Origin of the sequence: Bosea sp. ANAM02 (genome assembly GCF_011764485.1) — a bacterium.
Taxonomy (GTDB): domain Bacteria; phylum Pseudomonadota; class Alphaproteobacteria; order Rhizobiales; family Beijerinckiaceae; genus Allobosea.
Genome location: NZ_AP022848.1, coordinates 734,366 through 757,304, shown reverse-complemented (window position 1 = coordinate 757,304; position 22,939 = coordinate 734,366). Strand labels below are relative to the sequence as shown.

The window sequence follows — 22,939 nt, the reverse complement described above, 5'->3', positions numbered from 1 at the left end:
ACCATCCGATACCTGGAGCCGTCATGCCCGCCCTGCCTGAGATCCTGTCCTTCACTGACGAGCTCGTCGCCATCCGCCGCGATCTCCACGCTCATCCCGAGATCGGCTTCGAGGAGGTCAGGACCTCCAATATCGTCGCGGAGAAGCTCGCCGCCTGGGGCATCGAGGTCCATCGTGGCATCGGCAAGACCGGCCTGGTCGGCATCCTCCACGGCACCGGCGGGCCCGGCCGGCGCATCGGCCTGCGTGCCGACATGGATGCGCTGCCGATCCAGGAAATCACCAACCTGCCCTGGCGCTCGACCGTCGCCGGCAAGATGCACGCTTGCGGTCATGACGGGCACACGACCATGCTGCTCGGTGCGGCACGCTATCTCGCCGAGAACCGCGGCTTTAAGGGCACCGCCGTGTTCGTCTTCCAGCCGGCCGAGGAAGGGCTCGGCGGCGCGCGCAGCATGATCGCCGAGAAGCTGTTCGAGCGTTTCCCCTGCGACGAGATCTACGGCCTGCACAATTCGCCCGATCTCGATCCCGGCCAGATTTCGATCTTCCCCGGCCCCGCGATGGCGGGCGCCGATTTCTTCGACATCAAGATCACCGGCCGCGGCAGCCATGGCGCCATGCCGCATATGGGGCGCGACCCCATCGTCGTCGCGATGAGCCTCGCCAATGCGCTGCAGACCATCGTCAGCCGCAATGCCGACCCGCGCGAGGCCGCCGTGCTCTCGATCACGCAGATCCATGCCGGCTCGGCCTATAACGTCATTCCCGAGGAGGCGGCGCTGGCCGGCACGATCCGCACCTTCTCGCCGGAGATCGGCGCGCTCGTGCGCGATCGCATGCGCGAGATCGCCGCCGGCACGGCGGCAAGCTTCGGCGTCACCATCGAGGTCGACATCCGCAACATCTTCAACGTGCTGGTCAATCACGAGGCGCAGACCCAAGCCGTCGTCGAGGTCGCCGCCGAGATCGTCGGGGCCGATGGCGTGCTGACCGAGGTCAAGCCGCTGATGGGCAGCGAGGATTTCGCCGACATGCTGCGCGTCGTGCCCGGCGCCTATGCCTGGGTCGGCCATGCCGGCACCGTGCCGGTTCACAACCCGGCCTATGTCCTCGACGACGGCATCCTGCCGGTGGGTGCGAGCCTGCTGGCACGGCTGGTCGAGACGCGCGCCGCCGCCTGAGCGACGACCGCGCCCCTGCCTGGCTGAACGCCTGTACCGCTTCCGCGTGCCTGGAGCCCCCAGCACAATCCGGAGGCGGCTCGGTGCTGGCTTCGCAGATCCTTGCGGGGGCACGCGGACAGGGCGTGGCGTGCCGCGCGCGGCGAGGCCCCGTCCGTTGCGTATTCACGGGATACGGATGGTGCCCTATTGACGCCCGCGGCCGACAAGCCCGGCGCGGACTGGCCACAGGGCCGAGAGACGGAGAATCTGCCGATGGTCATGATGAAGAATGCGATGGTGGTCGCGCCGCAGCCCGAAGCGGCAGAGGCCGGCGCTGAGGTTCTCGAACGCGGCGGCAACGCCATCGACGCCGCCATCGCCTGCGCCTTCATGCAGGGCGTGGTCGATCCGCTGATGTGCGGGATCGGCGGCTTCGGCTCGATGCAGGTCTATATGCCCCGCCGTGGCATCCATGAGATCGTGGAATTCTACGCCAAGGCTCCGCTCGCCGCGACGCCGGACATGTGGCTGCAGCATCTGCAGGGCCAGACGCGGGACGGCTTCGCCTTCCTGCTCAAGGGCGGCATCAACGAGTTCGGCCATCTCGCCGTCTGTACGCCGGGCAGCGTCAAGGGCTATGCCTATGCCCTTTCGCAGTTCGGCACGATGGACTGGCGCGACGTGATGGCGCCGGCGATCCGGCAGGCGCATGAGGATGTGCTCGTGCGCCCGCACATGCACTGGTTCTGGAGCCAGGACCAGAGCGGCGGCGGCGAGGTCAATACCGGCGACAAGCTGCGCTATAGCGGCACGGGGCGCGCCGTGTTCTTCCGGCCGGACGGCAGCCCGAAGCGCGTCGGCGACACACTGGCCAATCCCGATCTCGCGGCGACGCTCGAACATCTCGCGAAAAGCGGCCCGGACGATTTCTACCACGGCGCGCTGGCGGCCCGGATGGCGGCGGATTTCGTCGCGCAGGGCGGACTGATCAGCGAGCGCGACTTCGCGGCCTACGAACTCTCGGTCGCCGAACCGATCTGGGGCTCCTATCGTGGCCACCGCATCTCGACGAGCCCGCCGCCCGCCAGCGGCATGTCGATGCTGGAGATGCTGCATATCCTCGAGAATTTCGAGATCGGCGCGCTCAGGCACGGCAGCGCCGAGCACATCACGCTGCTCGCCGAGGCGATGCGGCGCATGACCATCGACAAGGACCGTTTCATGGGCGACCCGGCCTATGTCGACGTGCCCGTCGATCGCTTGATCTCGAAGGAGCATGCGGCCGAACAGGCCGAGGCGATCCGGCGCGGCGAGCGTGCAGTCATCAACCGGCTCGACAAGTCGCAGCGCGAGACCACCCATGTCACCGTCGTCGACCGCGAGGGCAACGCCGTGGCGCTGACCCATACGCTCGGCAGCCCGTCCGGCGCGATTACCGACGGGCTCGGCTTCATCTATAACGGCACGATGAGCCGCTTCGACCCGCGCCCGGGCCGGGCGGCCTCGATCGCGCCCGGCAAGCGCCGCGCCTCCTCGGCCGCGCCGACCATCGTCTTCGACGGAGACACACCGCGCATCGTCATCGGCGCGCCTGGCGGCAGCTATATCGCGCCGGCGGTCGCACAGGGCATCATGAACATGATCGATTTCGGCATGTCGCCCTTCGAGGCCGTCGCGGCGCCCCGCGTCATGGCCGTGTCGAACATGATCGACATCTCCAACCGCATCCGCCGCAGCGTCGGCGCCGAGCTCACGGCGGCAGGCTATGAGGTCAAGCGCTCCGCCCAGACATTTCCTTTCGCCGCCCTTCACGCGATCGGAATCGTCGACGGGCTGTGCTCCGGCGGGGCCGATCCGCAGCGCGACGGCATGGCGATCTCCGTTTGAGATTGCCTCCGAAACGAGCAAGAACATTGTCACGCGCGGCGGATAGCGGTTCATGCGAAGACGAGACGATAAACAACAATCCGAAGCGCTCCGCCGTTTGAGGGAAACACGGATGCGCCGTGTGCCGGTTGGGCGGGGGTAGGAATGTTCCTGAGCGTATTCGACGTCTTCAAGATCGGCATCGGACCGTCGTCCTCGCACACGATGGGGCCGATGACGGCGGCAGGGCATTTCCTCGACCTGCTCCGGCTGGCCCCCGCACGCGACCGGGCCGCGGCCGTGAAGGCGACGCTCTACGGCTCGCTCGCCTTCACCGGAAAGGGCCATGCCACCGACCGTGCCGTGGCGCTCGGCCTGCTCGGCTGGACACCGGCCGCCTTCGATTTCGACGCGGCCGAACGCCAGCTCGACGAGCTCGGCCGCAGCCATCTGCTGCGCCATGACGGTCTGCCACCGCTGGTCTTCGACCCTGCGACCGACATCGTCTTCGATTACGGGCCTCCGCTGCCCGGCCATGCCAACGGCCTCGTCTTCAGCGCCCGCGATTCAGCCGGGACCGAGCTTGTGTCCGAGACCTATTATTCGATCGGCGGCGGCTTCGTGGTGACGGCGCGGGAGCGCGAGGCGCCGACGGCGGGCGATGCCGAGGCAGCGTCATGGCCCTATCCGTTCGCCAATGCGGCGACGATGCTGCGCATGGCCCGTGATAGCGGGCTTTCCATCGCGGCGATGAAGCGCGCCAACGAAATCCATCGCCAATCGCCTGAAGAGGTCGATAGCGGCCTCGCGCGTCTCTGGTCGGTGATGAACGACTGTATCGAGCGCGGCCTGTGCCAGGAGGGTGAATTGCCCGGTGGCCTGCGCGTGCGCCGCAGGGCGGCGCGCATCCACCGGCAGCTCGCGGCCGAAAGGCTCGCCAACCGCGCGCAGCCGCATGCCTCGACGGACTGGCTCAGCGTCTATGCGATGGCGGTTAACGAGGAGAATGCGGCCGGCGGCCGGGTGGTGACCTCGCCGACCAACGGCGCCGCGGGCGTCGTGCCCGCCGTGCTGCGCTATTATCTCGACCATTGCGTCGGTGCGGAACCGGAAAAGGTCGCCGATTTCCTGCTGACGGCGGCGGCGATCGGCGGATTGATCAAGCACAATGCCTCGATCTCAGGGGCCGAGGCCGGCTGCCAGGGCGAGGTCGGCTCCGCCGCCGCTATGGCCGCGGCCGGGCTCTGCGCCGTGCTCGGCGGCACACCCGCCCAGATCGAGAATGCCGCCGAGATCGCGCTGGAGCACCATCTCGGCATGACCTGCGATCCGGCGGCGGGATTGGTCCAGGTACCCTGCATCGAGCGCAACGGCATCGGCGCGATCAAGGCTGTGGCTGCCGCGTCGCTGGCGCTGCGCGGCGACGGCTCGCATTTCATGCCGCTGGACAATTGCATCGAGGCGATGCGCCAGACCGGCGAGGCCATGAACGAACGTTTCAAGGAAACCAGCCTCGGTGGCCTTGCGGTCAACCTGCCGGAATGCTGAGCCCTCCCCTGCCAATTTTGCATGATGGGCCGGGCTCGCGCCGGGTAGGTTGAACACATTGCCTGCAAGGATCGGATCGATGATCGTGGATGATTTCCGCTCGGATACGGTGACGCGCCCCGGCGAGGGCATGCGTGCCGCCATGGCGGCGGCGGAAGTCGGCGACGCTGTCTATGACGACTGCCAGACGACCAAGCGGCTGGAGGCGATGACCGCCGAGCGTCTCGGCAAGGAAGCGGCCTTGTTCTTCCCCACCGGCACGCAGGCCAACCTCGCCGGTTTGATGGCCCATTGCGGCCGCGGCGAGGAATATATCGTCGGCCAGATGGCCCATACCTATCGCCTCGAAGGCGGCGGCGCGGCTGTGCTCGGCTCCATCCAGCCGCAGCCTCTGCCCAATGAGGCCGACGGCACGATCGCGCTCGAGGCCATCGCCAACGCGATCAAGCCGAACGACTTCCATTTCGCGATGACCCGCCTGCTGGCGCTGGAGAACACCTTCAACGGGATCGTGCTGCCCGATGCCTATCTGGAAGCTGCGACCGGGCTTGCCCGCTCGCGCGGTCTCGCCACCCATCTCGACGGCGCCCGCCTGATGAACGCCGCCGCGGCCAGCAACCGTGACGCCGCCTGGATCGCAGGGCAGTTCGACACCGTGTCGCTCTGTCTGTCCAAGGGTTTGGGCGCACCGATGGGCTCGATCCTCGTCGGCCCGAAGGATTTCATCGCGAAGGCCCGCCGCATCCGCAAGATGCTGGGCGGCGGCATGCGTCAGACCGGGGTAGTCGCGGCCGCTGCGATCTACGCGCTTGACCATAATGTCGCCAGGCTCGGCGAGGACCACCGGCGCGCCGCCGCTCTCGCCGAGGTTCTCGGGCGTTTCCCGGAACTCGGCGCAGGGCCTGCCCGCACCAATATGGTGTTCATGTCTCCCAAGGCGCTCGACACCGCCGCCTTCGCGGCCTTCCTGCGCGAGCGCGGCATCGCCGTCAGCGGGCGCTACGGCACGCTGCGCTGGGTCACCCATCTCGATGTCGGCGACGCGGCGATCGCCCGCGTGGCGGAAGCCTGCGAGCGCTTCTTCGACGGGCAGCAGGCGTCCGCCACGTCGAAGGCCCGGGCCTGATACGCGGGCTCTGCGGCTACGTCGACGCTTCGGGCACTCTCCGGCTCGAAAGTACGAGCGCGCAGACGAAGACGAGCGACAAAAGCAGCACGATCGTCGGCGCGGGCGCGCTGTCGAGGAAGAACGAGAGATAGACGCCGAGCAGCGAGCCGATCACGGCGATGGCGACCGAGGCCAGCAGCATCGTGGCAAAGCGGCGGGTCAGCAGGAAGGCGATGGCGCCGGGCGCGATCAGCATGGCGATGGCGAGGATGATGCCGACGGCCTGCAGCGCTCCGACGATGGTCAGCGAGATCAGGCCGAGCAGGCCGTAATGCAGCAGCTTCACCCGCAGGCCGATAGCCTGCGCCTGCGCCGGGTCGAAGGCATGCAGCAGGAGATCCTTCCACTTGACGGCGATCACCGCCGCCGTGAATGCCGCGATCGCGGCAGCCCCGGCAATGTCGGCCCCGGAAACACCGAGCATGTCGCCGAAGAGGATATGGTCGAGATGCACATCGGACTGGATCTTGACGTAGAGCACGAGGCCGAGCCCGAACATGCCGGAGAAGACCACGCCCATCACCGTATCCTGCTTGATCCGACTGTTCTCCTTCAGGAAGCCGGTCGCGGTGGCGCAGACCATGCCGGCGGCGAAAGCGCCGATCGCATAGGGAAAGCCGAGGATATAGGCGAGGACCACGCCGGGAAACACGGCATGGCTGATCGCATCGCCCATCAGCGACCAGCCTTTCAGCACGAGGAAACAGGACAAGAGCGCCATCGGCACGGCGACGATCGCCGAGATCACCAGCGCATTGATCATGAAGTCGAACCGGAAGGGCGACAGCAGCGTCTCGATGACGATCATCAGCCAGCCTCCAATTCGCAGGCGGCGCGGCGGCGGGCGGCCAGCAGTCCATGCTTGGGCGCCAGGAAGAAGGCAGCGAGGAAGATCGCCGTCTGCAGCACGACGATGATGCCGCCGGTCGCCCCATCCAGAAAATAGCTGATATAGGCGCCGATGAAGCTCGTCAGCGCGCCGATCGCGACCGCGATCATCAGCAAACGCGGAAAGCGGTCGGTCAGCAGGTAGGCCGTGGCACCGGGCGTGACCACCATGCAGATGACGAGGAAGGCGCCGACCGTCTGCAGCGCCGCGACGGTCGAGGCCGAGAGCAGGGTGAAGAACATCAGCTTCAGCGCCGTCGGGTTGAGACCGATCGAGCGCGCATGGCTCTCGTCGAAAAAGGCGACCATCAGGTCCTTCCATTTGACGAGCAGGATGGCGAGCGAGACGAAACCGATCGCCGCGAGCTGGATCGTATCGGCTGGCGTAATGGCGAGCACATTGCCGAGCACGATGGTCTGGATGTTCACCGAGGTCGGCGAGAGCGAGACCATGAACAGGCCGAGCCCGAAGAAACTGGAGAAGATCAGGCCGATGATGGCGTCCTCCTTCAGCCGCGTGCGCTGGTTCAGGAAGAGCATCGCGCCGGCCGCGAGTCCGCCGGAGAAGAAGGCGCCGACCGAGAAGGGCAGCCCCAGCATATAGGCGCCGGCCACGCCCGGCACGATCGCATGCGAGAGCGCATCGCCGATCAGCGACCAGCCCTTCAGCATGAGATAGCAGGACAGGAAGGCGCAGACGCCGCCGACCAGCGCCGAGATCCACATCGCATTGCGCATATAGCCATAGGCGAAGGGTTCGAGGAGGATGGCGATCATTGCCGCTCTCCGTCCGGGGCTTCGGCCTCCCGGGGCGTCGCCTTGCCCTCCCGGAGGATCAGTGGCCGCTCGTCATCGGTGAAGACGCCGACCGGCGCTCGTCCCTCGCGGCCGGCATCGCCCAGCACGAAATGCCGGAGTACGCCGCCGAAGGCACGCTGCAGGTTCTCCTGCGTGAAGGTCTCCGCCGTCGGGCCATAGGCCAGCACCGTCCCCTTGATCAGGATGGTGCGATCGCAGAACTCCGGCACGGAGCCGAGATTATGCGTGGATACCAGCATGACACGGCCCTCGGCCCTCAGTTCCCGCAGCAGCGCGATGATCTGGTCCTCGGTCTTGACGTCGACCCCGGTGAAAGGCTCGTCGAGCAGGATGACGCGGCTGTCCTGGGCGAGCGCACGGGCGAGGAAGACGCGCTTCTTCTGCCCGCCGGAGAGTTCCCCGATCTGGCGTTTGCGGAAGGCGCTCATATCGACGCGTTCGAGCGCGGCGGCGACGGCCTCGTGATCGGCCGCCCTGGCGATGCGCATCATGCCCATATGGCCGTAGCGGCCCATCATCACGACATCCTCGACCAGCACCGGGAAGGTCCAGTCGACCTCCTCGGCCTGCGGGACATAGGCGATGAGGTTGCGGCGCAGCGCCTCGCGCACCGTCATGCCGAGGATGCGGATATCGCCCCTGGCCAGGCGCACGAAGCCCATGATCGCCTTGAACAGCGTCGACTTGCCGGAGCCGTTGACGCCGACGAGCGCCGCGATCGTGCCGGTAGGGATGCGAAAGCTCGCATCCCTGAGAGCGGTATGCCCATTGCGATAGGTGACCGTAGCGTCGGTCACCGCAATCCCTGAGCCCTCCTCCACCAGGGGCGGAAGCGAGCGGCCGGGAATGGGAGCGTTCACCGCGTCAATCCTTTCGCGATCGTATCCGCCGTGACCTTGAGCAGGTCGATATAGGTCGGGACCGGACCGTCCGCTTCGCTGAGCGAATCCACGTATAGCACACCGCCATAGGCGGCTCCGGTTTCGCGAGCGACCTGCTGGGCCGGCTTCTCGGAGATCGTACTCTCGGAGAAGACCACAGTGATCCTGTTCTTTCTGACGGCGTCGATGACCTTTCGGACCTGCTGCGGCGTGCCTTGCTGGTCGGCATTGATGGGCCAGAGATAGAGTTCCTTCAACCCGAAATCGCGGGCGAGATAGGAAAACGCGCCCTCGCTGGAGACGAGCCAGCGCTTCTCAGCCGGAACGGCGGCAAGCTCCGCTTCGATCGGATCGACGGCCGCCTTGATACGGGCCTTGTAGGCCTCGGCATTGGCCTTGTAGGTCGCGGCGTTCTTGGGATCATGCTTGGCGAAGGCGTCCCGGATATTGTCGACATAGATCAGCGCCGCAGCCGGCGACATCCAGGCATGCGGGTTCGGCTTGCCCTTGTAGGGCCCCTCGCTGATCCCCATCGGCTCGACGCCCTGCGAGACGACGACACTCGGGACATTGCGGAGATTCCGGAAGAATTTCTCGAACCACAGCTCAAGATTGAGGCCATTCCAGAGGATGAGCTGCGCGCCCTGCGCGCGCTGGATATCGCCCGGGGTGGGCTGGTAGTTGTGGATCTCGGCGCCCGGCTTGGTGATCGACTCGACCACGGCGACATCGCCGGCGACATTGCGCGCGATATCGGCGATCACCGTGAAGGTCGTGACCGCCTTGAACTTCTCCTGCGCCACAGCGGGCGTGAAGCCGCATGCGGCGATGAACGCGACGCCCATCAAGCCGAAGAGAGCCGATCTGCGCGAGCTGCGGGCCATGGCGTGTCCTTATTGATAATGAATTGCAAAAGCATCTCACCGTTAACCTGAAGCAGCCATGATTTGCAAGTGCGATTGATTGGCAATCATGAGTCCTCGGCGAGGCGTCACGCGGCTCATCGTATGTTCATCGAACGGAACGAGAGCACGACCCCAGGTCGGAGTTGACCGCCTCGTCGGGCCCCGATGCCGCCCGGTGCGGATCGTGCCCTGCTTGGCGGTCGGCTCCCGACCAAGAGGCGATGCCAGGCTATCGACTTTTTCCGCGATGGCCCGAATGTTCGAACGCGACCGCAGGAGCCGCCCGTCGCCTTGGCGCTGGTTGTTTCAGCTTATCGATGAAGCGGATGCCGGCTCGGGGAACGAAGCTTACGCGGCCCGCGGTAATCCTCGCCGCGTTCAGCTTCGGCAGTCCTCCTATTGCCCGGCCGTCAGGTCACGGCTGCAAGGGCTGCTCGGTCATCTCGGCGGCGACGGCGGCGTCGATCGGCGTCTCGTAGGTCATCAGCAGATAGCCGAGCACCGAATAGAAGCCGACCGTCGCGATCAGATCGAACACCGCCGCACGCCCGATCGCGGCGGCGAGCTCGGCCTCCTGCGCAAGCGACAGGCGCTTGTCGTCGAACAGCGCATCGACCGCCCGGGCGATCAGCCCATCCTCGCCCTGCGGCTCGCCGCGCAAGGCGGCGATGCGGGCGTCGCTCATGCCGAGTACCCGCGCCCGGCTGACATGATGCGCCCATTCATAGGGCGAGCCCATGCGATGGGCGGCGCGCAGGATCACCACCTCCGAGCGCACCGGCCCGAGGGCGCTGTCCTTGACGATGTGCTGGCGCAAGGGCGCCCAGGCCTGCAGCAAGGCCGGATGATGCGCCATCGTCCGGTAGACATTGAGCGCGCCGGCAAAGCCGGTCTTCATCTCGGCGATCGCCTCGGGCCAGTCGGCATCGCCGATCGGCGGGCAGGGAGAGGTCGTCATCGGCTATCTCACGGGGCTGGAGGCGTCAGGTACTTGGCGTAGAGCGCAGGCACGCGGTCGACCCAGATGCCCGTGAAGCTGCGATAGCGCGCGACCTCGGCCAGGTCGATCTCGACCCGCAGCACGTCCTCGCGATCATGATCGAGCGCGCCGAGCACGCGGCCGTCCGGCGCGACCGCGCAGGAACGGCCGAAGAAGCGTTGCCCGCCACGGCTGCCGCTGCGGTTGCAGCTCAGGAAGAACACGCCGTTCTCGGTCGCCCGCGTATAGGCGCGGTGGATGAACAGCGCCTCGTCGGTGACCGGCGCGGTCTCGGCCCCGAAGGAGGCCCAGACCGAGGTCACGATGCTCGCGCCCTGAAGCGCGAGGATGCGGGTGATCTCGGGGAAGCGGATATCGTAGCAGACCTGCATGCCGAGCCGCGTGCCGAAGACGGGATAGGTGTCGATGCTGTCGCCGCCGCTGAAGAACAGCTTCTCGTTCTGCCACTGATGGATCTTGGTGTAGTCGCCGATCACGCCTTCCGGCCCGATCAGCAGCGAGGCATTGCGCATCACGCCGGCACGCAGGCGATCGCGCAGGCCGAGCCCGATGACGAGATGCGTGCGATGCTTCGCAGCGAGCGCGACGAGCGCTCTGATCTCCTCGCCATCCGGCGCGGCGCAGGCCTCGTAGAGCGCCGCCCCGAAATGCGGGACGTCGCTGACAATAGGGCCACCCGGTACCAGCGGCTCGACATAGCCGGTATTGGCAAGCTCCGGGAACAGGATGAGCTGCGCGCCCCCTGCCGCTTCCTCCGCCACGAAATCATGGATGCGCCGGAAATTCTCGGCCGGCGCCAGAGACTGGACGTCCATCTGGACAAGGCTGGCGGAAATCATGCGGTCGCTCCAGCGATGCGGCGCCCGGCCGCGAAATCCCAGTTCCGGCCCGGCGCCGCGGCGATCAGCGCACGGGTATAGTCGTGACTTGGCCTGCCCAGAACCTCGGCGGCCGGCCCCATCTCGACGACGCTACCGCGCTGCATCACCATCACCTCGTCGCAGATCTGGGCGGCGACGCGCAGGTCATGGGTGATGAACAGCACGGCGAGATTGCGCCGCTCCTGGATTTCGGCCAGCAGCGCCAGTACCTGCGCCTGCACGGAGACGTCGAGCGCCGAGACCGCCTCGTCGGCGACGATCACCTCCGGCTCCATCATCAGAGCGCGCGCGATCGCGATGCGCTGGCGCTGGCCGCCGGAGAACTGGTGCGGGAAACGTTCGAGGCTGGAGCTCGGCAGGCCGACCACCTCCATCAATTCGCCCGCGCGCTTCAGCGCGGTCTCGCGATCCTCGCCGAGATTCAACGGCCCCTCGATCAGGCTCTCGCCGATGCGCAGGCGCGGGTTAAGCGAGCGGTTCGGGTCCTGGAAGACCATCTGCACGCGGCGCCGCGCCGGCGCCAGGGCCTGCTGGCCCTGCAGATTGGCGATATCCTGCCCGTTGACGCGGATTTCGCCGCCGGTCGGATGCTCCAACCGCATCAGGCAGCGCGCCACCGTCGATTTGCCGGAGCCGCTCTCGCCGACGATGCCGAGCGTACGCCCGCGCGCCAGCCCGAAGCTGACATCCCTCACCGCGCGCACGCTGCGGCTCTCGCGGCCCATCAGCTTTCCGAGCAACGAGCCGAAGCTGAAGGTCTTTTCGAGATTGCGGATCTCCAGCACCGCCTCGCCCCCGGACGAAGCGCGCGGTGCGCGCGGCGTCAGCGACGGCACGGATTGCAGCAGGTCGCGCGTATAGGCCTCGCGCGGCTGGCCCAGGACCTGCTCGACCGGGCCGGTCTCGACGATCTCGCCGCGACACATCACACAGACCCGGTCGGCGATGTCGACGACCACGCCCATATCGTGGGTGATGAACAGGACGGCGGTGTTCTGCTTGTCCTGCAATTCGCGGATCAGGCTGAGGATTTGTTTTTGCGTGGTGACGTCGAGCGCCGTCGTCGGCTCGTCGGCGATCAGGAGCTTCGGCTTGAGGGCCAGCGCCATCGCGATCATCACGCGCTGGCGCTGGCCGCCCGAAAGCTGATGCGGATAGCTGTCGTAGATGCGCTGGGGATCAGGCAGATGCACGGACTCGAACGCTGCGAGCGCGGCCTCCTTGCGCTCCTTCGGCCGCATCTTCGTATGCGCCCAATAGACCTCGTCCATCTGCAGGCCGATGGTCAGCACCGGGTTCAGCGCCGTCATCGGCTCCTGGAAGATCATCGCCATCTCGGCGCCGCGCAGCGCCTTGGTCCGGGCCGGCGTCGCGGTCAGGATGTCCTCGCCGTTGAGCCGAACCGAGCCCCCCGTCGCGTGCAATTCGTCGCGCGGCAGCAGGTCCATTGCGACCAGCGAGGTCACCGACTTGCCCGAGCCGGATTCGCCGACGAGGCAGAGCGTCTCGCCGGGATGGATGTCGAAGCCGATGCCCTTCAGGATGTCGCTGGGCCGGCGTCCGCGCGTCGCGACCCTGAGGTCGCGGACGGAGAGGACGGGCTGGATCGTGGCGGTCGCCATCACGGAGCCCTTCCCTGCATTTTCGGATCGAGCCGGTCGCGCAGCGCGTCGCCGAGCAGGTTGATCGAGAGAATGCAGAGCGAGAGCACGATCGCCGGCCAGAACACCAGCCAGGGATTGATCGCGAAATAGAGCCGACCCTCGGCCATGATGTTGCCCCAGCTCGGAACCTCCGTGCCGATGCCGACGCCGAGGAAGGAGAGAGCGGCCTCGGTCAGGATGGCGGAGGCATACATATAGGTGCCCTGCACGATCAGCGGCGCGATCGTGGTCGGCAGCAGATGCTTGCGGATCAGTTTGGCCGGGCGGGTGCCGAGCAGCACGGCGGCATCGACATAGGTCTCCTCGCGCGCCGCGATCACCCGCGCCCGGACGAGGCGCACGACCTGCGGGATCGCCGGGATCATGATCGCGATGATCACGGTGACGAGCCCGCCGCGGACCAGCGCGACGATGGCGATGGCGAGCAGGATACCGGGAATGGCCATCAGCCCGTCCATCATCCGCATCAGCACGCCGTCGATGCCGCGATACCAGCCGGCGATCAGGCCGAGCGGCAGGCCGATCACGATCGCGCCGATCGCGACACCGGCACCGACAAGCAGCGAGACCCGCGCGCCATAAACGACGCGCGAATAGAGGTCGCGGCCGAAGGAATCCGTGCCCAGCCAATAGGTGTCGGAGGCCGGCTTCAGGCGCATCGCGGCGTTGAGCCTGGTCGGCTCGAAATTGGCGAGCTGCGGCGCGAACACCGCCATCACGATCACCGCGACGATGACGATGACAGCCAGCACCGTCGTCCAGTGCGGCGGGTTGTCGAGCAGGCGACGACGCGGATGCGTGCCCTGCGCGGGGTTCGACGGAGCGCTCATTGGTAGCGGATCCTCGGGTCGGTCAGGGCATAGGAGAGATCGATCAGCAGGTTGATCAGCACATAGGTGCCGGCCGTCAGCAGGATGATCGCCTGGATCAGCGGATAGTCGCGGGCGAGCACGCCATCGACCACGAGCCGCCCGAGGCCGGGGATGTTGAACACGGTCTCGGTGACGACGACGCCGGAGACCATCATGGCGAAGCCGGTGCCGACCACGGTGAGGATCGGGATCGCCGCATTGCGCAGCGCGTGGCGGAACAGCACGATCCGCTCGCCCAGCCCCTTGGCGCGGGCCGTCCTCACATAATCCTCGCGCAGCACCTCGAGTATCGAGGCCCGCGTCATCCGCGAGACCAGCGCGACGTAGAAGGAGGAGAGCGCCAGCCCCGGCAGCAGGATGCGGTGGAAGAACGGGCCGAAGCCATCGGCCAGTGCCCTGTAGCCCTGCACTGGAAACCATTTCAGGTTGACCGCGAAGACCGCGATCAGCACGTAGCCGATCACGAAGATCGGCACCGAGAAGCCGACAACCGAGAGGGCCATGACGAAGCGGTCGACCATGCCGCCATGGCGCCAGGCGGCGAGCACACCGAGCGGCAGCGAGATCGCCACCGTGAAGAGCATCGCCATGATCGCGAGCGCGAGCGTCGGGCCGATGCGCTGGCCGATCATCTCCAGCACCGGGCGCTGCGAGATCAGCGACGAGCCGAAATCGCCTTCGGCCATGCCCGCGATCCAGGTGACGAACTGGCTGGCGATCGGCTTGTCCAATCCGAGATTCTCGCGGATGGCGGCAAGCTGCGCGGGCGTCGCCTGGTCGCCGGCGATGGCCTGCGCGGGATCACCCGGCGTCAGTCGCAGCAGCAGGAAAACGAACAGCGCCACGAAGAACATGACGGGGATCGCCATCGCGAGCCTGCGCAGGAAATAGGAAGCCATGGAATTCTCCACGCGCCTGGGCATCCGCCCAGGCGGGCGACGCCGGAAACCGGGCCGGTCAGGTCGGGCAGTGGATCACCGCCCGGCGCCCCGGCATTACTTGCTGACACCCCAGAACAGGGTGATCGGGCCGGGCTGGAGGTTCTTCAGCCTGGCGTTCCAGGCGGCGACGGACTGGAACTCGCCGGCATTGAAATAGAAGCCCTCGTCGAAGGCGATCTGCTGAATCTCACGGGCGATCTTCTTCTGCTCTTCGGCCGTCGCGGCGGTGAGATAGGCGGTGCGCAGTTCCTCGACACGGGGGCTCTTCGGCCAGCCGGCCCAGGCGGAGTCCTTGCCGGAACCGTCGATCAGGGCATGGACTGTCGGGTTCCAGATGCCGGACACGCCCCAATAGGTGAAGAACATGTTCCAGCCGCCTTGCGCCACCGGCTGCCAGCCGTTCTTGCGCGATTGCAGGGTGGCCCAGTCCATCGAGGCGACGTCGACCTTGAAGCCGGCCTCGCGCAGGCGCTCGGCTGCGACGATCGGCTGGGTCGAGAGGATGGTCAGGTCGGTCGGCTGCATCATCAGCACCGGCGTCCCGTCATAGCCGGAAGCCTTGAGCAATTCCTTGGCCTTGGCCATGCGCTCCTTGGCGCTGCCCTTCAGGTATTCGGAGCCGGCATCGGAGGCGAGCGGCACGTCGCAGCCATAGATCGAGGCGCAGAGCTTGTAGTACTGGCTGTCGCCGATCGCGGTCTGCATGAGCTGGTCCTGATCCAGCGCATACATCGCCGCCCGGCGGACCTTCGCATTGTCGAAGGGTGGCAGGCGATGGTTGAAGCGGCCGGTGACCTGGCTGCCCAGCGCGTTGATGGCGCCGGTCCTGATCTCGTCATTGGCCTTGAGCAGCGGCAGGAGATCGATCGTCACCTGCTCGATCAGGTCGACATCGCCGGACTGGAGCGCGTTGATCGAGGTCTGCATGTCCGGCATCGCCTTCCACACGACCTTGTCGACATTGATCACCTTGCCGCCGGCAGTCCAGCTCATCGGCTCCGAGCGCGGCTTGTAGTCGGTGTTCTTGACATAGACGGCCTGGTCTCCCGGCCGGTACTGGTCGGCGACGAACCGGAAAGGGCCGGAACCGATCATCTCGGTCACCTGCTTGCCGGCGGGCGTCTCGGCCAGGCGCTTCGGCATCATGAAGGGCGGCACCGGGGAGGGCTTGGCCAGCAGTTCCAGCACCTGCCCGAAGGGCTTGGCCAGCTTGATGACGAGCACCTTTTCCGAGGTCGCCTCGATCGAGGCGACATGCGCCATCATGGTGCGGGCGGCGCCGTCATTCTCGCCCCAGCGCTTCAGCGATGCGACGCAGTCGGCGGCCGTGACCGGCGTGCCGTCATGCCATTTCAGGCCGTCGCGCAGCGTCAGCGTATAGGTCAGCTTGTCGGCCGAGACGGCAGAGTCCGCCATCTGCGGCTGCGGATTGTATTTGGCGTCCATGCCGAGCAGCGTGTCGAACACCATGAAGCCGTGCGTGCGCACGATCTGCGCGGTGCTCAGGATCGGGTCGAGCGAACGGAGCGGCGCCTGCATGACGACATTGAGCGTCGTCTCGGCCAAAGCCGGCATCGCGGAAAGGGAGCCCGCGACCAGCGCGGCAGCCCCGACAATTTTGAACCGAAACGTCATTGTCATCCCCTCGTTTTTGGTTGCTTGGATGGATCGAGCGTCGTCAGGCGGGAGCCTCGCTCCATGGATAGGCTCTGGCGGTATCGAGCTGGCGGTATGGGATCAGCCGCACATCGGCGGGGCCGAGATCGGGCGTGTCGACCACCAGGATGCGGTCGGCCATCGGCTCGTAATAGTCGCGGTAATGCGTCTTCGAGCGCAGCAGGATGACGTCGTAATCCTCCGGCCGCTCGCCGAAGATGAAGAACGGGTCGCCATCGACCGCGAAGGCGAAATGCGAGACAACGGAGACGCGGATCGTGCCGATCTGGAGGAGCGCGGTGAGCCCGAGATCGACGAAGGAACCGCGCTGGTAGCGTCCGGAGACGTTGAAGGATTTCGGCCCCGACCAGATGACCCGTGCCTCGACTTTCACCGGACCGCCGGTCTCCGGCGCGGTCTTGCCGGCCAGCGCGACGGCGATCACCGAGCCCTCGCCCGCTTCATGCGCCTGCGCGGCGGTTTCGGGATCGAGCAGGAAGGGCACATTGACGCGGCCGACATCCCGCTTGAGCAGCGCCCGCAGCAGATGGGTCGAGTCGTTCATCCGGTCGGCATGTTCGAGCAGCACGATCGGCCGCTCCTGCGCGGGCTTGCGCTCGATATCGGCCAACGCCTCTTCAACGCTCAGGATCGGAATGGCGCTGGCGATGGGCTCGCGCGCGGCGCGCAAAAGACCCGAGAAGGACTGCGCCTTGAGTTCAGCCGCTTCCTGCCCCGCCCAGTCCAGGCAGATCACCGACATGCCGGTATTGGCGCTGTCGGCATAGGAGAAGCCGGCCATGATCGAGATGTCGCAATCGCCGGCTTGTTCGGCCGCACGCGCTTCGGCGATGATCGAGGCCAGCGGCTGAAGCGCCGTCGCCGACATGATCGAGGGAATGACGACATCCGGCCGCGCCACCGCGAGACCGGGTCGACGCCCCTCGCGCAGCAAGCGGATCAAGGCGCGAGCCGCCCGCTCTCCGGTCTCGCCCATGTCGATATGCGGGGAGTTGCGATAGGCGACGGCGATATCGGCGCCGCGCAGCGTCTCGCGATCGATATTGCCGTGATAATCGAGCGCGACCGCGATCGGCAGCGCCGGAAAGGCCGCACGCACCGCATCGATGACATGCCGCTCTACATCCGGATATCCCGCCGCCCAGCAGGCGCCGTGCAGGAACAGGATGACGCCGTCGAGCGGACCGCTCCTGCCGAGTCCCTCGACGATCTCCCTCGTATAGTGTTCGACCGTCGCATCGGCCGCCGGGCCGAGCGCGCCGAGCAGCGTGTGGAACAGCGGCACGAATTCCGCGCCTTCCGCTTCGCAGATCTTGAGGCAGCCCCCCGGCACCGTATTGGTACCGCGGAACCTTGCCGTCAGCTCCCGCCCGCGCACGCAGACGCGCTCGAACTCCGCCAGCTCCACGATCTGCGGAACGGCCGTGACCGATTCGAGATTGAAGCCGGCGAAGGCGATGCGGAGCGTCATGCCGATATCAGCCCCTGATCGCGGCGTCGATGGCGCCGCCGATCCGCTCGACGATCTGGTCGATATCTTCGGGGCTGATGATGTAGGGCGGCGCCAGCAGCACATGGTCGCCCTGGCGCCCGTCGATGGTGCCGCCCATCGGGTAGCACAGCAGGCCGCGCGCCATCGCTTCCCGCTTGATCCGGGCATGGATCTTCAGCGCCGGGTCGAAAGGCGCCTTGGTCTCCTTGTCGGCGACGATCTCGATGCCGCGGAACAGGCCGCGTCCGCGGATATCGCCGACATGGGGATGTTGGCCGAGCCGCGCGTCGAGCCCGGCCTGCAGGCGCTCGCCCATCCGGCGGACGTTTTCCATCATCTCCGGCTGCGAGATCAGCTCGACGACCTTCAGCGCCGCCGCCGCCGCCATCGGATGGCAGATATAGGTGTGGCCGTGCTGGAACAGGCCGGAGCCTTCGGCGAAGGCGCGGTAGATCGTCTCCGAGAGCAGCACGGCGCCGATCGGCTGGTAGCCGCCGCCGAGCCCCTTGGCGATGGTGACGAGATCGGGCGCGATGCCCTCCTGCTCGCAGGCGAACACCGTGCCGGTGCGGCCCATGCCGCACATCACCTCGTCGAGGATCAGCAGGACGCCATACTTGTCGCAGATGCGGCGGATGCGGGCGAAGTAATCCGCGACCGGGCCGACCGCGCCGAGCGTGGCGCCGACCACCGGCTCGGCGATGAAGGCGATGACCTCGTCCGCGCCGAGTTCCAGAATCTTGGCTTCCAGCTCGTCGGCGAGCCGGACGGCATAAGCCTCAGGCGCCTCGCCGTCCCTCTGGTCGCGATAGGCGTAGCAGGGCGAGACATGGTGCGTCTCGGGCAGGATCGGCTGGAACTGCGCCCGCCGCCAGGCATTGCCGCCGGCCGCAAGAGCGCCGAGCGTATTGCCGTGATAGCTCTGCCGGCGCGCGATGAAATGCCGGCGCTGCGGCTGGCCGATCTCGACGAAATACTGCCGCGCCATCTTCATCGCGGCCTCGACGGCCTCGGAGCCGCCGGAGACGAGGTAGACGTAGTCGAGCCCCTCCGGCGCCAGATCGACCAGCCGCTCGGCCAGCTGCTCTGCGACATCGGTGGTGAAAAAGGAGGTGTGGGCGTAGGCGATCCGGTCCATCTGCGCCTGCATCGCGGCCATCACCTCGGGATGGCCGTGACCGAGGCAGGAGACGGCGGCGCCGCCCGAACCGTCGATATAGCTGCGCCCATCCGCGTCGGTGATGGTGACGCCGTGCCCCGAGACCGCTTGCGGCAGGCTGCCGCCGATCGAGCGATGGAGAATCCTGGTCATCTCGGCATTCCCGGATTGGCGCGGACAGACCGCCGCGGCGCGCAGCCTCATGACACACCTAGCGCGTGAATGCAACGTTTGTTTTATATGATACAAAACTGCAACGAATGACTTCTAAACTGTTGCAGCGAAACAATGCGCTCCAATGCTTTCACGCCTGAGGGAAAGCGGAAAAACCGTTTGAAATCCGTCCGCAGCGCGGGAATGGTCGCGATCGGGCAGAGAAGGTGCGATTCACATGTTGCAGGCCGATCCCTTGCGCGAGCGCATCGTCAGCCTCTTCGACGGCATGTCCCCGCAATTGCGGCAGGCGGCGCGCTACATCATCGAGCACCCGCAGGAGGTCGCGCTGGTCTCGATGCGCGAGCTCGCCCGCAATGCCGGCGTGCAGCCCTCGACGATGACGCGGCTGGCCAAGTTCCTGGGCTTGGCCGGCTATGACGACATTCGCGCCCATCATGCCGAGGCGATCCGCTTCCGCGTCGACGGCTTCGCAGCGCGTGCGATGCAGACCGAAGAAAGCGAGGAGAACATGGCGGCCGCCCAATTGTCGCGCCGCATGCTGCAGGGCCTCGCCGCCCAGATCGCACGATTGACGGAGCCGGTCTCTCTGGAGCGCCTCGCGACTGCCGCCGACCGGCTGGCGCAGGCGCGGCGCATCTTCGTGCTCGGGCTGCGCTCATGCCATTCGGTGGCCTGGCATTTCCACTATGTGATGACACTGCTCGGCGAGAAGACCACCCATCTCGATGGCCCGGCCGACACCGTCGGCGACGGGCTGATCCGGGCGGGGGCCGAGGATGTCCTGCTCGCCATCTCGATCAACCCCTATGCGCTGCACAGCCTGGAGCTGGCGCAGCTTGCCCGCGAGAAGGGGCTCGGCATCATCGCGATCACCGATAGCGAGGTCTCGCCACTGGTCGGCCTCGCCGACATCGCGATCCTCTGCTCGACCGAGAGCCAGAGCTTCTTCCACACACTGGCGCCGGCGCTCGCGATCTCCGAGGTGCTCTGCGGGTTGCTCGCCAACAAGGACCGTACCGCGGCACTTGCCGCGCTGCAGCGCGCCGACCACCATCTGCTCTCGCTCAATACCTACGCAACGGCGATTCCACGCCGGAGGATCTGACCTGGGGCAATCCGTCATTCCGCCATCCGTGGAATGATACATGCCTTTGTTTCAATGCGTTTTTCTGACGCAAGCGGGGGCCGCTGCGCACGCAAAGCACCCTGGTTGACTCAGGAGCGGATCATCCCGAACGCATTTCAGCGGAGTCGGCGAACTGGAAGCTCCGCTGCCCGGCAGGTGCCTTATGCAAACCGGCTGATGTCGCGCTTCAGATAGGTCCCGTAACCCTTCCGGGCCTCGATCCTGCCGTCGCGCGCGACGACTTCTCCGCGCACCAGCGTCGTCACGGGCCAGCCGGTGATCCGTATGCCTTCATAGGGCGTGTAGTCGGAGCCGTCGTTGACCATCGCGTGGGTCAGCGTCTGCTCGATCTGCGGGTCCCAGATGGCGATGTCGGCGTCGGCTCCGACCGCGATCGTCCCCTTGCGCGGATAGAGGCCGTACATCTTGGCATGGTTGGTCGAGGTCACCGCGACGAAGCGGGTGATGTCGATCCGGCCCTTGACGACGCCCTCCGAGAACAGGATCGGCAGGCGCGCGCCCACCCCCGGAATGCCGTTCGGCACCCAGCGGAAGCTGGTCCGGCCTTTCGGCGCGAGCTTGCCCTGCGGATCGTCATAGCGAAACGGGCAATGATCCGACGAGAAGACCGAGAACACGCCCTGCTGCAGGCCTTCCCAGCAGGCCTCCTGGCTGCGGACGTCGCGCGGGGGCGGCGAGCAGACATATTTGGCCCCCTCCATGTTGAGCCCGTCGAGATCCTGCGCGGTCAGCGTCAGATACTGCGTGCAGGTCTCGGCGAATATCTTGATACCCTTCTGCTGGGCACGGCGGATCTCCTCCATCGCCTCGCGATTGGAGACATGCTCGATCATCAGCGGGACATCCGACAGTTCGGCCAGCGAAATCGCGCGATAGGTCGCCTCCCGTTCGGCGATGATCGGGCGCGAGGCGGCATGGAAGCGCGGTGCGGTCCGTCCGGCTTGTTCTAGCTGGTCGGTCAGGTAGCGGATGACGTCGTCGTTCTCGGCATGGACCATGACGAGGGCACGCGTATCGCGAGCCACGGCCATGACCTTCAGCATCTCGAGATCGCTGAGCGCCAGCCCCTCATAGGTCATGAAGACCTTGAAGGAGGTGTAGCCGTCGCGCACGAGCGCCGGCAGCTCCTGACCCAGCAGGGTCTCGTTGGGATCGGAAATGATCAGGTGGAAGGCGACATCCGTGTAGCAGGCGCCCTCGGCCTTCGTGTGATAGGCCTGCACGCTTTCGCGCAGGGGAACGCCGCTCTCCTGCATGCAGAAGGGCAGCACGGTGGTGTTGCCGCCGAGCGCCGCCGAGCGGGTCGCGCTCTCGAAATCGTCGGCCATGACGATGCCCTCGCCGGAAGGCTGCGAGATATGCACATGGCTGTCGATCCCACCCGGCAGAACCCATTTGCCCGCGGCGTCGAGACGCTATCGGCGCTGCCGAGCGCCTCGCCCAGCGCGACGATACGCCCGTCCCTGATGCCGATATCGCAATGGAAGGTGTCCGATGCCGTCGAAATGCGTCCGCCGCGGATGATCGTGTCGAACTGGGTCATGCCGGCCGGCTCCGTCTGCGTTTCTTCGGCGCGGGGGTGAACCGGCCGCTGGTGGCGAGGGCCTGCGCCATCGCCTCGCCGGTCAGGCGGTTGTGCTCTTCCAGGCGCTCGGCGAGATCGAGCCGGGCCCGGGCGCGAAGGGCGACCATGATGCCCTCATGCTCGGCATAGGAGGCGGCAAGACGGCCGGAGAGCTCGTTGATGGTGAAGCGATAGCGCCAGATCTTCTGCTGCACGGCTTCGTAGCTCTGCGCGAGCACCGGGTTCCGCGTCGCCTGGTGACGACGCATCGGGTCAGCGACGAGGCCTGGCGGGCACTGGCCGCCGACGCCAGGGAGCATGGGCTGGGCCTGCATTTCCACCTGCTGGAATCGCCGGCGCAGGCTGGCAGCGCACGCGCGCTCTATCCCGAAGGCACGCTCTCGCGGCTCGAAAGCCTCGGCGTCTTCGAGACCCGCGCGAGTGCGGCGCATTTCGTGCAAGCGACGGCACGAGACATGGCCGATGCGGCGCGCCTCGGTCTGAGGGTCGTCATGAATCCCGGTTCCAATATGCGCCTCGGCAACGGCGCACCGCCGGTCGCCGCCATGATGGATGCCGGAATCCGTTTCGGCCTCGGGACCGACAATTGTGCGCTCGACGACAACGAGGACTATCTGTCGGAGCTGCGGCTGGGGCGTCTGCTCGGACGCAGCGCGTCCGCCGCCCCGGCGGGCCAGCTTCGCTCGTTCCTCGCCGTCGCTACGGAATGGGGCGCGGAAGCGGCCTTTCTCGGCGGGACCGGCCTCATCCGGGATGGGTTCAAGGCCGATCTGGTGGCGATCGACCTTGCAGCCGCCGAAGGCGTCTATATGGACCCGCAGACGCGGGCGCTCGAAGCGGTGCTGGCGCGGGCCGGCGGGCAGGATGTCGCCATGACAATGGTTGGCGGAAGCATCCTGCATGATCGCAAGGCTCCGGCTAGGCAGGCGGCAGAGCGCATTCGCGCCGCTGCGGGACGGACGGCGGCCGAGACGCGGCTCGATGCGGGGACGTGGAGCCTGGCGAGCCGACTCTCCGAAGCCTTGAGGTCGAGGTGACCCGGCTTCGCGTACGCCCTTGACGGTTGGGGCTCAGCAAATCAAGGGGGCGGAACGGCAAATCCG

Annotated in this window: 19 protein-coding genes and 1 pseudogene; 6 read left to right on the top strand and 14 right to left on the bottom strand. The window is 66.7% G+C overall.

The features are described from left to right. The first annotated feature begins 23 nt into the window (after nt 1-23). The 4 genes from OCUBac02_RS03605 to ltaE all read left to right on the top strand — a co-directional run bounded on the left by OCUBac02_RS03605 (nt 24) and on the right by ltaE (nt 5,706). Nucleotides 24-1,184: a M20 aminoacylase family protein gene (locus OCUBac02_RS03605; protein WP_173043494.1), complete on the top strand. Its 1,161-nt coding sequence runs from the start codon at nt 24-26 to the stop codon at nt 1,182-1,184. Nucleotides 1,185-1,448: 264 nt separating this feature from the next. Further along, complete coding sequence (gene ggt / locus OCUBac02_RS03600; RefSeq protein ID WP_173049310.1) at nt 1,449-3,053, top strand: gamma-glutamyltransferase; 1,605 nt, start codon at nt 1,449-1,451, stop codon at nt 3,051-3,053. A 144-nt stretch (nt 3,054-3,197) separates the two neighbouring features. After that, on the top strand, nt 3,198-4,580 hold the full coding sequence (locus tag OCUBac02_RS03595; protein ID WP_173043493.1) for an L-serine ammonia-lyase: 1,383 nt from the start codon (nt 3,198-3,200) through the stop codon (nt 4,578-4,580). A 79-nt stretch (nt 4,581-4,659) separates the two neighbouring features. Further along, nucleotides 4,660-5,706, top strand: a complete 1,047-nt coding sequence (gene ltaE / locus OCUBac02_RS03590; RefSeq protein WP_210256119.1) for a low-specificity L-threonine aldolase — start codon at nt 4,660-4,662, stop codon at nt 5,704-5,706. A 16-nt stretch (nt 5,707-5,722) separates the two neighbouring features. Here the strand turns inward: ltaE and OCUBac02_RS03585 are convergent, their stop codons facing one another. The 12 genes from OCUBac02_RS03585 to OCUBac02_RS03530 form a co-directional block, all read right to left on the bottom strand. Continuing rightward, entirely contained in the window at nt 5,723-6,556 is an 834-nt protein-coding gene (locus tag OCUBac02_RS03585) for a metal ABC transporter permease (RefSeq protein ID WP_173043492.1), read from the bottom strand. Further along, the gene (sitC, locus tag OCUBac02_RS03580) at nt 6,556-7,413 is read right to left on the bottom strand and encodes an iron/manganese ABC transporter permease subunit SitC (RefSeq protein ID WP_173043491.1); all 858 of its coding nucleotides are present in this window, start codon (nt 7,411-7,413) and stop codon (nt 6,556-6,558) included. The genes OCUBac02_RS03585 and sitC overlap by 1 nt, the downstream gene beginning before the upstream one ends. After that, nucleotides 7,410-8,315 (bottom strand): manganese/iron ABC transporter ATP-binding protein, encoded by a 906-nt coding sequence (locus tag OCUBac02_RS03575; protein ID WP_047577454.1) that lies wholly within the window; start codon nt 8,313-8,315, stop codon nt 7,410-7,412. Before OCUBac02_RS03575 ends, sitC begins: the two co-directional genes overlap by 4 nt. Next, nucleotides 8,312-9,220 carry a metal ABC transporter substrate-binding protein gene (locus OCUBac02_RS03570; protein ID WP_465247756.1) on the bottom strand — a complete coding sequence of 303 codons (909 nt, stop codon included), beginning with the start codon at nt 9,218-9,220 and terminating at the stop codon, nt 8,312-8,314. Before OCUBac02_RS03570 ends, OCUBac02_RS03575 begins: the two co-directional genes overlap by 4 nt. Nucleotides 9,221-9,656: 436 nt before the next feature. After that, a complete protein-coding gene (locus OCUBac02_RS03565; protein ID WP_173043490.1) occupies nt 9,657-10,199 on the bottom strand; it encodes a carboxymuconolactone decarboxylase family protein in 543 nt (180 codons plus the stop codon). An 8-nt stretch (nt 10,200-10,207) separates the two neighbouring features. Next, a complete protein-coding gene (locus OCUBac02_RS03560; RefSeq protein WP_173043489.1) occupies nt 10,208-11,080 on the bottom strand; it encodes a carbon-nitrogen hydrolase family protein in 873 nt (290 codons plus the stop codon). Beyond that, nucleotides 11,077-12,744, bottom strand: a complete 1,668-nt coding sequence (locus tag OCUBac02_RS03555) for an ABC transporter ATP-binding protein (protein WP_173049304.1) — start codon at nt 12,742-12,744, stop codon at nt 11,077-11,079. The genes OCUBac02_RS03560 and OCUBac02_RS03555 overlap by 4 nt, the downstream gene beginning before the upstream one ends. Beyond that, complete coding sequence (locus OCUBac02_RS03550; protein ID WP_173043488.1) at nt 12,744-13,616, bottom strand: ABC transporter permease; 873 nt, start codon at nt 13,614-13,616, stop codon at nt 12,744-12,746. The genes OCUBac02_RS03555 and OCUBac02_RS03550 overlap by 1 nt, the downstream gene beginning before the upstream one ends. Beyond that, complete coding sequence (locus tag OCUBac02_RS03545) at nt 13,613-14,557, bottom strand: ABC transporter permease (RefSeq protein ID WP_173043487.1); 945 nt, start codon at nt 14,555-14,557, stop codon at nt 13,613-13,615. The genes OCUBac02_RS03550 and OCUBac02_RS03545 overlap by 4 nt, the downstream gene beginning before the upstream one ends. A gap of 96 nt (nt 14,558-14,653) precedes the next feature. Further along, nucleotides 14,654-16,234, bottom strand: coding sequence for an ABC transporter substrate-binding protein (locus OCUBac02_RS03540; protein WP_173043486.1), 1,581 nt, complete (start codon nt 16,232-16,234; stop codon nt 14,654-14,656). A gap of 43 nt (nt 16,235-16,277) precedes the next feature. After that, on the bottom strand, nt 16,278-17,747 hold the full coding sequence (locus OCUBac02_RS03535) for a M81 family metallopeptidase (protein WP_173043485.1): 1,470 nt from the start codon (nt 17,745-17,747) through the stop codon (nt 16,278-16,280). A gap of 7 nt (nt 17,748-17,754) precedes the next feature. After that, on the bottom strand, nt 17,755-19,080 hold the full coding sequence (locus tag OCUBac02_RS03530; RefSeq protein WP_173043484.1) for an aspartate aminotransferase family protein: 1,326 nt from the start codon (nt 19,078-19,080) through the stop codon (nt 17,755-17,757). Nucleotides 19,081-19,318: 238 nt separating this feature from the next. On the opposite strand from OCUBac02_RS03530, the gene OCUBac02_RS03525 reads away from it, so the two are divergent. Then, a complete protein-coding gene (locus OCUBac02_RS03525) occupies nt 19,319-20,209 on the top strand; it encodes a MurR/RpiR family transcriptional regulator (protein ID WP_173043483.1) in 891 nt (296 codons plus the stop codon). 182 nt (nt 20,210-20,391) lie between these two features. Here the strand turns inward: OCUBac02_RS03525 and hydA are convergent. Together hydA and OCUBac02_RS03515 are read right to left on the bottom strand one after the other, a co-directional pair. Beyond that, nucleotides 20,392-21,794, bottom strand: a pseudogene (hydA, locus tag OCUBac02_RS03520) (dihydropyrimidinase). Next, nucleotides 21,791-22,084, bottom strand: coding sequence for an FCD domain-containing protein (locus OCUBac02_RS03515; RefSeq protein ID WP_244639083.1), 294 nt, complete (start codon nt 22,082-22,084; stop codon nt 21,791-21,793). The pseudogene hydA and the gene OCUBac02_RS03515 overlap by 4 nt, the downstream one beginning before the upstream one ends. Between OCUBac02_RS03515 and OCUBac02_RS03510 the strand changes: the two genes are divergently transcribed. Further along, nucleotides 22,073-22,873 carry an amidohydrolase family protein gene (locus OCUBac02_RS03510; protein ID WP_173043482.1) on the top strand — a complete coding sequence of 267 codons (801 nt, stop codon included), beginning with the start codon at nt 22,073-22,075 and terminating at the stop codon, nt 22,871-22,873. The two genes, OCUBac02_RS03515 and OCUBac02_RS03510, sit on opposite strands and share 12 nt — an antisense overlap. Nucleotides 22,874-22,939 lie beyond the last annotated feature (66 nt).

Bases quoted from the DNA above. Each gene is read 5' to 3' on its own strand.
- ltaE (WP_210256119.1), top strand. From the start codon at position 4,660: ATGATCGTGGATGATTTCCGCTCGGATACGGTGACGCGCCCCGGCGAG.
- OCUBac02_RS03550 (WP_173043488.1), bottom strand. From the start codon at position 13,616: ATGAGCGCTCCGTCGAACCCCGCGCAGGGCACGCATCCGCGTCGTCGC.
- OCUBac02_RS03525 (WP_173043483.1), top strand. From the start codon at position 19,319: ATGTTGCAGGCCGATCCCTTGCGCGAGCGCATCGTCAGCCTCTTCGAC.
- ggt (WP_173049310.1), top strand. From the start codon at position 1,449: ATGAAGAATGCGATGGTGGTCGCGCCGCAGCCCGAAGCGGCAGAGGCC.
- OCUBac02_RS03515 (WP_244639083.1), bottom strand. From the start codon at position 22,084: ATGCGTCGTCACCAGGCGACGCGGAACCCGGTGCTCGCGCAGAGCTAC.
- OCUBac02_RS03540 (WP_173043486.1), bottom strand. From the start codon at position 16,234: ATGACGTTTCGGTTCAAAATTGTCGGGGCTGCCGCGCTGGTCGCGGGC.
- OCUBac02_RS03535 (WP_173043485.1), bottom strand. From the start codon at position 17,747: ATGACGCTCCGCATCGCCTTCGCCGGCTTCAATCTCGAATCGGTCACG.
- OCUBac02_RS03565 (WP_173043490.1), bottom strand. From the start codon at position 10,199: ATGACGACCTCTCCCTGCCCGCCGATCGGCGATGCCGACTGGCCCGAG.
- OCUBac02_RS03595 (WP_173043493.1), top strand. From the start codon at position 3,198: ATGTTCCTGAGCGTATTCGACGTCTTCAAGATCGGCATCGGACCGTCG.
- OCUBac02_RS03560 (WP_173043489.1), bottom strand. From the start codon at position 11,080: ATGATTTCCGCCAGCCTTGTCCAGATGGACGTCCAGTCTCTGGCGCCG.
- OCUBac02_RS03545 (WP_173043487.1), bottom strand. From the start codon at position 14,557: ATGGCTTCCTATTTCCTGCGCAGGCTCGCGATGGCGATCCCCGTCATG.
- OCUBac02_RS03555 (WP_173049304.1), bottom strand. From the start codon at position 12,744: ATGGCGACCGCCACGATCCAGCCCGTCCTCTCCGTCCGCGACCTCAGG.
- sitC (WP_173043491.1), bottom strand. From the start codon at position 7,413: ATGATCGCCATCCTCCTCGAACCCTTCGCCTATGGCTATATGCGCAAT.
- OCUBac02_RS03530 (WP_173043484.1), bottom strand. From the start codon at position 19,080: ATGACCAGGATTCTCCATCGCTCGATCGGCGGCAGCCTGCCGCAAGCG.
- OCUBac02_RS03585 (WP_173043492.1), bottom strand. From the start codon at position 6,556: ATGATCGTCATCGAGACGCTGCTGTCGCCCTTCCGGTTCGACTTCATG.
- OCUBac02_RS03605 (WP_173043494.1), top strand. From the start codon at position 24: ATGCCCGCCCTGCCTGAGATCCTGTCCTTCACTGACGAGCTCGTCGCC.
- OCUBac02_RS03570 (WP_465247756.1), bottom strand. From the start codon at position 9,220: ATGGCCCGCAGCTCGCGCAGATCGGCTCTCTTCGGCTTGATGGGCGTC.